Source organism: Haladaptatus ordinarius, assembly GCF_054177595.1.
On record NZ_JBPEHH010000112.1, the window covers coordinates 1 to 11,351 of the forward strand.

11 protein-coding genes, 1 tRNA gene and 1 pseudogene are annotated in these 11,351 nt (G+C 60.8%); 10 read left to right on the forward strand and 3 right to left on the reverse strand.

Translation table 11 applies throughout. From position 1 onward, the window contains the following. The first annotated feature begins 672 nt into the window (after positions 1-672). From ACR3FF_RS22955 to ACR3FF_RS22965, 3 genes are read left to right on the forward strand one after another with little or no spacing between them, the layout of a single operon-like run. Positions 673-1,065 carry a hypothetical protein gene (locus ACR3FF_RS22955; protein WP_458190463.1) on the forward strand — a complete coding sequence of 131 codons (393 nt, stop codon included), beginning with the start codon at positions 673-675 and terminating at the stop codon, positions 1,063-1,065. Between the two features lie 33 nt (positions 1,066-1,098). After that, positions 1,099-1,608, forward strand: a complete 510-nt coding sequence (locus ACR3FF_RS22960; RefSeq protein ID WP_458190464.1) for a macro domain-containing protein — start codon at positions 1,099-1,101, stop codon at positions 1,606-1,608. Positions 1,609-1,646: 38 nt separating this feature from the next. Further along, a complete protein-coding gene (locus ACR3FF_RS22965) occupies positions 1,647-1,997 on the forward strand; it encodes a YbjQ family protein (protein WP_458190465.1) in 351 nt (116 codons plus the stop codon). Between the two features lie 7 nt (positions 1,998-2,004). Here ACR3FF_RS22965 and ACR3FF_RS22970 read toward each other — a convergent pair whose 3' ends face one another. The 3 genes from ACR3FF_RS22970 to ACR3FF_RS22980 form a co-directional block, all read right to left on the reverse strand. Continuing rightward, positions 2,005-2,301: a hypothetical protein gene (locus ACR3FF_RS22970; RefSeq protein WP_458190466.1), complete on the reverse strand. Its 297-nt coding sequence runs from the start codon at positions 2,299-2,301 to the stop codon at positions 2,005-2,007. Then, complete coding sequence (gene bcp, locus ACR3FF_RS22975; RefSeq protein WP_458190467.1) at positions 2,298-2,750, reverse strand: thioredoxin-dependent thiol peroxidase; 453 nt, start codon at positions 2,748-2,750, stop codon at positions 2,298-2,300. Before bcp ends, ACR3FF_RS22970 begins: the two co-directional genes overlap by 4 nt. A 558-nt stretch (positions 2,751-3,308) precedes the next feature. Beyond that, entirely contained in the window at positions 3,309-3,506 is a 198-nt protein-coding gene (locus ACR3FF_RS22980) for a helix-turn-helix domain-containing protein (protein WP_458190468.1), read from the reverse strand. Positions 3,507-3,682: 176 nt separating this feature from the next. On the opposite strand from ACR3FF_RS22980, the gene ACR3FF_RS22985 reads away from it, so the two are divergent. From ACR3FF_RS22985 to ACR3FF_RS23015, 7 genes and pseudogenes are all read left to right on the forward strand, one after another. Next, complete coding sequence (locus ACR3FF_RS22985) at positions 3,683-4,267, forward strand: DUF7500 family protein (protein ID WP_458190469.1); 585 nt, start codon at positions 3,683-3,685, stop codon at positions 4,265-4,267. A 143-nt stretch (positions 4,268-4,410) separates the two neighbouring features. Then, positions 4,411-4,766 (forward strand): annotated as a pseudogene (locus ACR3FF_RS22990) (chemotaxis protein CheW). Between the two features lie 518 nt (positions 4,767-5,284). Then, positions 5,285-7,105, forward strand: a complete 1,821-nt coding sequence (gene glmS, locus ACR3FF_RS22995; protein ID WP_458190470.1) for a glutamine--fructose-6-phosphate transaminase (isomerizing) — start codon at positions 5,285-5,287, stop codon at positions 7,103-7,105. Positions 7,106-7,193: 88 nt separating this feature from the next. Next, positions 7,194-8,153, forward strand: coding sequence for a polysaccharide deacetylase family protein (locus tag ACR3FF_RS23000; protein WP_458190471.1), 960 nt, complete (start codon positions 7,194-7,196; stop codon positions 8,151-8,153). Positions 8,154-8,411: 258 nt separating this feature from the next. Further along, positions 8,412-9,998: an alkaline phosphatase family protein gene (locus tag ACR3FF_RS23005; RefSeq protein ID WP_458190472.1), complete on the forward strand. Its 1,587-nt coding sequence runs from the start codon at positions 8,412-8,414 to the stop codon at positions 9,996-9,998. Next, positions 9,995-10,975, forward strand: a complete 981-nt coding sequence (locus ACR3FF_RS23010) for an NAD-dependent epimerase/dehydratase family protein (RefSeq protein ID WP_458190473.1) — start codon at positions 9,995-9,997, stop codon at positions 10,973-10,975. The genes ACR3FF_RS23005 and ACR3FF_RS23010 overlap by 4 nt, the downstream gene beginning before the upstream one ends. 100 nt (positions 10,976-11,075) lie before the next feature. Next, a tRNA-OTHER gene (locus ACR3FF_RS23015) sits at positions 11,076-11,160 on the forward strand. Positions 11,161-11,351 lie beyond the last annotated feature (191 nt).

Below are 11,351 nucleotides of genomic sequence, written 5' to 3' on the forward strand. Positions count from 1 at the left end.
GGAAGGAGAAGCATCGGACGAACGGAGAAGGACTACCACCAGGATACGAACACGGACTCGGTTGAACCGCCTCGCTTCGGCCGAAGCGAGGCTGACGAACAGCGACAGCTGTCTTCTGAAATGGGTCTGAGCGACGGTCACAGCGGAAAGTAGGTAGGTGATTCAACATATTCACGCCCTATCCAGCATCCAAGACAGTCTTCGTCTCATTTCGCGGTCTTTACCGTGTGAGGCGCAGCTTTTGCCGATGCAGTTATCGAGAGAGTGGACAACTAGCGAAAATGAGTACTACGAACGAGAAAGGAACGAGAAACAACGGAAGTTTCGTCGGAGGGGACCGACGAATCCGAGGGTAAGTGGCCGTCGAACTCCCACGTAGCAGGCGGTGACGACCCCCAGGCTTCGAACGTGCGGTTATAAGTTCACTTCGAACCGAGGGCGGAGGTCGGTTTGCTCCGTGAGGGCGTCACGGTTCGAAACGCGATAGTGACCGTCGTAACCGACAGGAGCGCGAGTCGTGGCAGAGGGAAAACCACTAGCCGTGATACGACCACTCCACGACAGGATTAATCGGCGCTTAACGTTGCATTCCGTGTTGTAAACTGTTGTTCTCCGTCTGACGGAGGACAACTATCGTTCGGCTTTATACCGATTCCACGCCTGCCATCGTTCATGAGCCGTGCCCAGAGTGTCCCCCTCTGGATGGCCGCGCCCGAAGAGTTCCGAAGCACACTGAAGATGGTGCTGAGTACGGCGTACAAGAACGACCGCCGGTTCGACCGGTCGTGGACGTTCAGCTATCCCGACGAGGACATGCCAGACCTGATGGTCGAAATCACACACCTGGAAAAAGGTGGGTCCGAGCGGTTGCTGAACTCGCCGCAACCCACGAAACCACCGGAAAACGCGATGGTCGAGGATTTCCGCGACGTGCTCGGTGACCTCTTACTGAAGGGTCACCAACGAGGCATCGAGTTCGACAAATCGTGGACGTTCCGCTTTCCCGACGACGACCATCCGGACCTTATGGTGGAAGTGGCCTACCTGAGAGAGGAGACCGCCTGAACGGTTCAGTCGCCGACCCCGTGCCATCGACCCATGAAATTCACCGTCGAACAGGGCGACATCGCTTCTCAGGAGGCAGACGTGCTCGTGAACGCTGCAGGGACGAGTCTTCGAATGGGCAGTGGCGTCGCGGGCGCACTCCGACGCGGGGCGAACGGGCCGATAAACGACGAGGCCATCTCGAAGGGGCCGGTCGAACTCGGTGAGGTGGCGGTTACCGACGCGTACGACCTCGACGCCGAGTTCATCGTCCACGCTGCGGCGATGCCCCACCACGGCGACGGGAGAGCGACGCCCGAGAGCATCCGCGACGCCACCCGAAACGTGCTCCAACGGGCTGACGAACTGGGTGCCGCGTCGATGGTGATACCGGCACTCGGCTGTGGTGTCGCCGGCTTCGACCTGTGCGAGGGAGCACGAATCATCTGCGAGGAGATACATCGATTCGACCCCGAATCACTCGAAACCCTCCACTTTATCGCCTACAGCGACGAGGAATTCGAGACGATTCGTGACGTGGCCGAAGACGTCCGAGCGGGCTGACCGAAGCGATTACTATCGGTGCCAGAGAACGATCAGCGATGACTGCCTTCACCTACAACCACGATGACGTTCTGGTCACGACGAGTCACACGATAGCCGGCCGCGAAATCACCGAGCACCTCGGCATCGTCATCGCCGACGTGACGCCCGGTCGTCACATCGGCAAGGACATCGTCGGTGGCCTCCGGGACATCGTCGGCGGACGCTCCGAGTCTTGGGAGAAAACGCTCCAGGAGAACCAGGAGGCTGCCTTCGACGAACTGGTGGCGGAGGCGAAATCGCTCGGCGCGGACGCGGTCGTCGCCGTGGACCTGGCGGACGAAGCACTGGGCGCACAGGGTGGCATGATTAACGTCAAGATGTCCGGAACCGCCGTCTCATTGGACTGAAACGGTTTTAGGAGTCGTTTAATTCCACGTCTTCGCCCGCATCACCCGCGCCGACGTCGAGCGTCGCGGCGGTTTCGATGGCGTCGAGTCCGTCGAAACCACAGAGGTCGGCGACGGACGTCTCGGGGACGACGACGCGGAGCGTATCGAACTCCAGTTTCGCATCGACGTCACCGCCGAGCGTTTCGACTCGCTCGCCGACCCGCTCCGGGGAGGCGTCGGCGAGTCGGAGCAGGAGCGTCACCGACTCGTCGGGTCGTGGTTCGTCCCGGATACTCCGGACCGGACGCGAAACGTACGTCATTCGAGCGTCGAGAGGACGGCTTCTGCGTGACCGTCCGGTGTTACGTTCTCGAAGACGTGCGCGATGGTGCCGTCTGGAGCGACGACGAACGTGTTGCGGAAGACGCCGTCGAAGGTGTTGCCGAACATCTTCTTCTCGCCGTAGGAGTGATAGGCACTGGCGACGTCGCCGGACTCGTCACTCAGCAGTTCGAACGGGAGGTCGTACTTCTCGCGGAAGTTTCGAAGGTCGGAGACGGGGTCGTCGCTGATGCCGAGGACGGGGACACCGCGTGTGGCGAACTCGTCCCAGGAATCGCGGAAGCCACACGCCTCGGTCGTACACCCAGGTGTATCGGCGCGTGGGTAGAAGTAGACGACGACGCGCTCTTCGAAGTCGTCCAGTGCGATGGTCTCTCCCACGTGATTTGGGAGTTCGAACAACGGTGCCCGTTGGCCAGGTTCGAGCATGAGAGGACTTCACAGTCCACAATCAACTACGTTACGGACTCACTCGCCGGTGACGACGAAGGTTCGGCCACCTTTGCGTACGAGATGAACCTCGTCCTCCTCGACGGCGGTGCGAACGTAGTCTGCGGCCTCGCTAGCGGACAGCTCGGACACGTCTGCTGCGTTTCACGGACGAGTTACTACGTGCTTTGGAGCCATCTCGACGATCATATTCAATCGTTGTCTAGTCAGATAATGAAACCAAGTCTAGCGGAGTGAAAGTGAAAGTAGTCGATCGACGCCGACGCTCCTTCCCGGCGTCGGGCGAACCGACGGATGCGAATCGACCGGGACGAGAAGCCACCGGAAGACGGGCTGGACGTGTAGTTTCGGTGGCAGAGACAGAAAAGAGACAAGTAACCGCTGTTTTTTAATCGTCGGGGTCGTAGCGACTTTTCATGGGTGGTACGTTATCCAGCGACGACCGCGAGCGGATTAAACGATTCGTGAACACACCGCGTCACAAACGAACTCCAGACCTCCTCTGTCCCGCCAAAGACGAAAAATCGGAGTGAACAGTCAGGAACGAACCGTCACGGTGAAGGCAGATCCTTCTTTTTCGACGAGTCCGCGCTCTCGAAGCGTGCGAACGATAGTGTAGAGAGCAATCTTCGGTAAGTCGAGACCGTTCTGTAGTTCGTCGAGCGTCGCGCCTCGCGTGGTTTCGAGATAGAGATACACGAGCTTGGCGCGCGGTGACACCAACTCGTCTGGCAATGGTGCTGTAGGCGTTGTACTACTCATGTCGGTGCTACGGCCCAGACATTCGACGATAATAAATGCTTGCTACGACGATTGTCGAACCATCGATGACAGAGCTACCGTTTCGACGTCGATTCTCACGAGGAAGAATTGCCGGAGATATTATGTAATGACCCGTAGTTCCGTTATTTATGAGTCCAGCGCGGGACGAATCCGACTCCGAAAACGGGACTGTCCTCTCGCCCGACGAACTCGACATCGAGGACAACAAGCGTGTCGTCCCACTGGACGAGGGGCAGTACGTTATCGGCGCGGGCGGAAGACCGACGGTACCGGACGAATCAGAGGAGGTATCGACGGTTGACGAGACGCCCCAGGAAGGTGGGTCGATCGACGTCCGACGACGAATCGACTGGACGGACGTTCGGCGGTGGCACGAATATGACCTCAAGGACGTCGATTCGCGCTATGGCTTCCACATCGCGGCAAAATCGAAAGGGACGATAAGTCACCAGCAGATATTCTCCGACGACGTCGGTACGGTCTTCGATAACCTGCTCATGTGGTACGCACAACAGGTCGACAAGAGCACGGTAGTCGAAGACGTACTCGGTATCCTCCTGATGGAATCGAACGTCAGAGTTCGGTACTCCCCGCGCTGTTTCAAGGGCGTTCTTGAAGCGTACGACCTCTCTCCGAACGACAGCATCGCAGATCTCTTCGAAGCCCTCCAAGATGCGAACGGACTGGTCTTCCCGCCCGACACCGAGCGGTGATTATCCCGCTTGAGAGTCGGGAGTAGGTTTTATGTTCTGGCGTTCTATGTATAATATATTTTACTATCAGCAGTCAGGAACGGGAACCAGTAGAGGAGGAGCACGAAAAGATACAGGTCGTCGAGTTCCGCCTCGGGGACGACGTGTGTGCCATCGACATCGACCAGGTCGACAGCATCGTGGAAGTAAAGAAGATGACGCGGATTCCGCGCACCCCCTCCTCCATCGAGGGAGTGATGGACCTCCGCGGAACGACGACGACAATCGTCAATCCAAAGACGGTGCTCGGGCTGGACGATTCGGGACGAGGAACCGAGTCGTCGTCTTCGAAACGAACGACGACCGAAGCATCGGGTGGCTCATCGACGAAGTGAATCAGGTCGTCTCCGTAAACGAAGCCGACGTGGACGAGTCCGTCGAGAGCAAGTCGGTTCGCGGTGTCGTTCGACAGAACGACGAGTTCGTCATCTGGGTGAAGCCGTCGGCCATCAACGTCTGAGGACGCATGCCGGCGCGACGAGAGCGACCTGCATCCGGTCACTTACCACGTGTAAGTTTCTCTCGTCGTCCGACGATACAGAACTACTGGACGTAGGGTGGGAGTAACCGACGTATCGGTAACGAGATACCTGAGCAATCGATTTTGTCTTTCCGTCTCGAAAGTAACAGATTCGTACCGACCAAATTCCGGCGACTGGCGAAATCTGACGACAGAGTTACCAACATCAGCATATTCGAGAGACGACTCGGGTATGAAAGTCGTAGTGGTACCTAGGAGAATCCTTCAAAGGATTCAGAGAGTGTATAACAAAGAGGGAAACCGGGGATTCGTAGATACAGTTCAGCACTCGGCAGCGACCCTGTCGAGGCGCTCAGGACACGGTGGAGGCGAGTTACCTATGAGATTCCCGAACGTTAGGCGAACAGTAGGCAGTGGTTGCAACGCACGCCAGAACGAGTATCAACTATCACTCTCGAATCAATGAGTATCAACGTCATCTGGGAGGTGTCCCGGTAATGTGTGGCATCATCGCGCGAGTCGGTGAGTCGAACGACGCGGTAGACGAACTACTCGTCGGTCTCGAAAACCTCGAATACCGGGGGTACGACTCGGCGGGACTGGCAGTGAAGAACGGTGCCGACCCGACGGTGTTCAAACGCGAAGGCGAGATTTCACACCTCAAAGAAGCCCTCGCAGAAGAGGTACCGGCTGGTGAACTCGGCATCGGGCACACCCGCTGGAGCACACACGGCCCCCCCACCAACGAGAACGCCCATCCCCACACGGACTGTTCCGACCGAGTCGCGGTCGTACACAACGGTATCATAGAGAACTACGAATCGCTGAAGACGGCCCTCCGCGAGCGTGGCCACGAGTTCGAGAGCGACACCGACACCGAGGTCATCCCACATCTCGTCGAGGAGCATCTCGCCGAGGGTGCGTCGCCAGAACAGGCGTTCCGACGGACAGTTCGTCGGCTCTCGGGGAGCTACGCCATCGCCATGATCGTAGACGAGAGCGACGCGATTTACGCGACTCGTTCCGGGTCACCGCTCGTCGTAGGCGTTCGAGACGGGAAGTACTACCTCGCCAGCGACGTTCCCGCATTCTTGGACTTCACCGACGATGTAATCTTTCTCGACGACGGTGATTTCGTCGTCATTCGACCGGGAACACACGAAATCACGGATCTGGAGGGAAAATCGGTCGAACGCCCCATTCAGACGGTCGACTGGAACCCCGAGGACGCGGGCAAGGGAGGGTACGACCACTACATGCTCAAGGAAATTCACGAGCAACCGACCTCCCTCCGTCAGACGCTCCGTGGTCGCTCCGACCCCGTGACTGGCGACATCACTCTCGAAGATTTCTCTCCGGAGACGTTCGAGGGCATCCGACGCGTACAACTCGTCGCTTGCGGTACGTCGTACCACGCTGGTCTCGTCGGGAGTCACTTCCTCGCAGAGCGAGGCGTTCCCGCACAGACGTTCCTCGCCAGTGAGTACGCCGTCTCGACGCCACCGGTAGACGACGGTACGCTCGTCGTCGGCGTCACACAGAGCGGAGAGACCGCGGACACGCTCGCCGCACTCCGGCGGGCGAACGCCGGTGGAGCACGGACGCTGGCCGTGACGAACGTCGTGGGGTCGACCGCGGCCCGCGAGTGCGACGACGCACTGTTCATCCGTGCCGGCCCCGAAATCGGCGTCGCCGCGACCAAAACGTTCTCCTCGCAGGTCGTCTCGCTCTCGCTGCTCGGCGAGCGAATCGTCCGAGACACGACCGGCCACAGGAGCGACGACGTGGAGTCAGTGCTGTCCGCACTGTCCAACCTTCCGGGCCACGTCCAGCAGATTCTCGATTACACGAAGGCCCACCGAATCGCGAAGCAGTACTTCGATAGCGACGCCTACTTCTTCATCGGTCGGGGTGCTGCCTTCCCGGTCGCACTGGAGGGTGCGCTCAAGTTCAAGGAGATATCCTACGAACACGCCGAGGGGTTCGCGGCAGGCGAGCTAAAGCACGGACCGCTGGCCCTCGTAACGCCCGCAACTCCCGTGTTCGCGGTGTTCAACGGTCATCACGACCAGAAGACGCTGAGCAACGTCAAGGAGGTCGAAGCACGCGGTGCGCCGGTCGTCGCCGTAGCGAGCGATGCGAACGAGGAAATCTTACAACACGCCGACGACGTGCTGACGATTCCCGACACGCATCCGTACGTGGCGGGCGTCCTCGCCAACGTCCAACTGCAACTGCTCTCGTACCACGCCGCGGCGCTGCTCGACCGCCCCATCGACAAGCCGCGTAATCTGGCGAAGAGCGTGACCGTCGAATGAACCGGGTGGGTAAGCCACGATTACCCACCCGAACCGACCTGAACGGTCAGCGCGGTTTAATCGCCGTCCGACCCCAGTTTCGATACGAATGAACGCCGTCGTACTCTCTCTGGACGCCGAGCTCGCGTGGGGGTATCACGACCTCCAGACGGTTCCCGAACACGTCGAGAGCGCCCGTACCTCGTGGTCACGACTCCTCGCGCTCTTCGACGAATACGACGTCCCCGCCACGTGGGCTGTCGTCGGCCACCTCCTCCTCGACTCGTGCGACGGCGAACACGTAGACCACACGGCACCGACCACCGACTGGTTCGAACGCGACCCCGGCGGTGTCGCGGAGCGGTCGCCGCTGTGGTTCGGCGACGGTCTGGCCGATTCCATCGCCGACGCGAAGGCGGATCACGAAATCGGCTGTCACACTTTCTCACACGTCGAGTTCGGCGACGAACGAACGACCCGCGAGGTGGCAGTGGACGAGACGCGCGCGAGTATCGAAACCGCAGATGACGCGGGATACGACCTCCAGTCGTTCGTCTTCCCGCGGAACAATGTCGGCCACCGAGACGTGCTTGCCGCCTACGGCTTCACCTGCTATCGAGGAACGCGCCCGGAGCTCTGGTACGACGGGAACAGATTCTCGTCGCTGGCGAAAGTCGTCGACCTGACCGTGAGCAAGACGGGGCCGCCACTCGTCACCCCGGAGAAGGACGAGTACGGACTGGTGAACGTACCGGCATCCATGTTCCTCTTCGGGTACGAAGGTCGGGTCCGAAGCATGACCGAAGGCGTCTGGGACGACCCCCTCATCCGGGCGGCCAAACGCGGCATCGACCGCGCCGCCGACGCCAGCGAGGGCGTCTTTCACCTCTGGATGCACCCCAACAACTTCACCGAGGAGCGGGACTTCGAGCGTCTGGGAGTGGTACTCGAACACCTCGCCAAACGACGTGACGAAGCCAGACTGCAGGTTCTGACCATGGGCGAGGTGGCCGCCACAATCCGGGGGACGGACCCCGTGACGAAACGGACACCCATCGGACCGCGTTAGAAGCGAACTCGATTTTTCGAGGACGGAGATGACATCCGGCATCGTTTTCCGACATGCGCTCTCGGTCCTTCGCGAGCGCGCTGTTTCGCTGTTGCCCCGTCACCGACGACCACGTTCCTCGTAGCAACACACTTCTATCGACGACGAATCGCAGTAACCCCAGCCAAACACCCCGCAATCAGCCCATAACAAAGCGAATCCCGGTGTTGTGAAGGGACAGAGCCACGGGCAGGGGTGTCTGCCCAGGCGACATTACCTATGTCGATGGAAACTGCGAACCCAGAGAGGGCGTTCGTCCTCGGATTGGACGGCGTCCCGTGGGATTTGATTCGGCGGTGGACAGGAGAGGGAGAGCTACCAAACTTCGCTCGGTTGATCGAAGAGGGGGCCGCGGGGCCACTTTCGAGCACGACGCCCGACGCGACGCCCCTCGCGTGGCCGACGATTGCGACGGGGGTCTGGCCCGACAAGCACGGACTGTACGGGTTCCAGCACCTCGAACCGGGCTACACGCACCGGATGAACACCAGTGCAGACGTTCGCCGACCCGAACTCTGGGACATCGTCTCGCCAGCGGTGGTCGGAAACGTCCCGATGACATACCCGGCGGACGACATCGACGGAACGCTCGTTACCGGGATGATGACGCCGGAGATGGACGAGCATTTCACCCATCCACCGGAGTTCGCCGACGAGATACGAGAGGCGATTCCGGACTATCGAATCGGCCTGTCGTGGTCCGAGTACCGCGACCGACCGGACGAGTTCTGCGAGGAACTGTCTAGCTTGCTCGCCGCCCGCCGGAAACTGATGGGCCGCCTGATGGACGAAGAGTGGCGACTCTTCTTTTTCGTCTACACCGCACCCGACCGACTGCAACATCTCATCTGGGAGGACGAGACGCTCCTCGACCACTACCGCGAACTGGACGACGTACTCGGCGAGGTGCTGGAGTACGTCGAGTCCCGCGACGCCGCCCTCTTCGTCGTCTCCGACCACGGCTTCGGCCCGATTTCGAGATTCGTCTTCGTCAACTCGCTGCTCGAACGGGAGGGACTCCTGCAGCGAAAAGGAGGTGACGGAACGCGGGGTGTGCTCGCTCGTTTCGGACTGACGAAAAATCGCGTCCACGGTCTCCTCTCGCGCCTCGGCGTGAGCGAGAAATCGCTCGTCGAACACCTTCCTCGGTCGGTCGTCGACTCGGTCGCCGCCCAGATACCGGGAGACCACAGTCTGTACGACGTCGACTTCGAGGAGACCGTGGCGTTCGTTCACGGGGAGGGGAGCGTCTACGTGAACGACACGCTGCGGTTCGACCCCGGTGTCGTCGAACCGGAAGACGTGCCAGCACTCAAAGAGGACCTGCGCTCGCTGTTCACGGGGTTGACAGACCCCAAAACGGAAGATCAGGTCCTCCACGTGCACGACGGTGACGAACTGTTCCCGACCGACCCAAAATCGCCGGACCTAGTCGTGAAAGGTCGCGGTGAGTACGAGACGGCCACCTCGCTGACCAGAAACGTGTTCGCCGACAGCGGGAGTAAGGTCGCCAGCCACCGGCCCGAGGGAATCTTCCTCGCGTGGGGGCCGAGTATCGAAGCCGGTGCCACACCGACCGACGCGAGCGTCGCGGACGTAACCCCGACGGTGCTCCACGCGCTGGACGAGGCGGTGCCGTCCGACGCCGACGGTCGGGTGTTGAAAGAGATCTTCCACGCCGGGTCGAAGCCAGGACGGAGGGCCGTCTCCCAGCGCGAGTACAGCGTATCCGGCAGTCCCGCGTCGGTCGAGGCGGACTTCGACGACGTGGAAGACCGACTTCGAGGACTGGGGTACATGGAATGACCGAGCGACCTCACACGCGAACGACCGTCCCGACCCCCGGTTCGACCACCCCGTCGACATCCGCACCGACTGGCCGGACGGTGCTCGTCACCGGCGGCGCAGGGTTCGTCGGAAGCCACCTCACAGCAGCACTGGTCGCGGAAAACGACGTTCGGGTTCTGGACGATTTCTCGTCGGGAGACCGGGAGAACGTCCCCGAAGACGCGACGGTGGTGAAGGGAGACGTGCGCGACCCGAGTGCCGTCCGAGAAGCGATGGACGGCGTCGACATTGTCTATCACGAGGCCGCGATGGTCAGCGTCGAACGCTCGGTCGAACAGCCGCTTCCGAGCCACGCCGTCACGGGCGACGGGTCACTCGTCGTCCTCGACCACGCCCGCCGGGAGGACGCGCGAGTCGTCCTCGCATCCAGTGCAGCGGTGTACGGCCACCCCGAGACCGTCCCGATTTCGGAGTCGGCGTCCAAGTCGCCGACCTCACCGTACGGCATCGACAAACTCACCGCAGACCTCTACGTGCGGCGATATCATGACCTCTACGGGCTGGAGACGGTCTCCCTCCGGTACTTCAACGTGTACGGCCCGGGGCAGAACCCGGAGTACAGCGCCGTCGTCCAGGTGTTCATCGACCAGGCCCGTCGAGGCGGCCCCATCACGGTCGACGGCGACGGGGCGCAGACGCGCGACTTCGTCCACGTCTCCGACGTGGTGCAGGCCAACCTCCGCGCTGGGACGACCGACCAGACCGGCGTGGCGTTCAACGTCGGGACCGGCGAGAGCGTCACGATTCGAGAACTCGCGGAGACGGTGCGGGACGTGACCGACTCGGACGCCGACATCGTCCACACCGACCCCCGTCCCGGCGACATCGACCACAGCAGAGCAGACATCTCCCGCGCACGGGACGAACTCGGCTACGAACCCACCGTCTCGCTTTCCGAGGGACTCGCCTCGCTCGTCCGAGAAATCACCTCCTGAAACCGGGCGAGAACGAGTGGTACACCCTCGCACGGAACGACCGATATCGCCGCTTCAGGCGGCCCATAACAAAGATACTCCTTCCCATCTGGGGAGACGAGGAAGGGTGGCTCAGTGGTAGAGCACCACCGATTCGTCGGTGGGAGCCTGACAGGCTTCGCGTGGTTCGAATCCCGCCCCTTCCGTTTTCGCGACGAATGGACGTCGATAATCGTGTCGTTTGCCACTTGCAGAGCAGATTTTGATGAAGGAGTATCGTCGGCTCAATTGAATCCGCGAATATCTCTCGCATTCACGCTTCTATCGATTGTTCAATGTTGTGAACGCCAGCTATGAGCGCAATCTCGCGGAACTGACGAAACCAGTCACGCGCTCG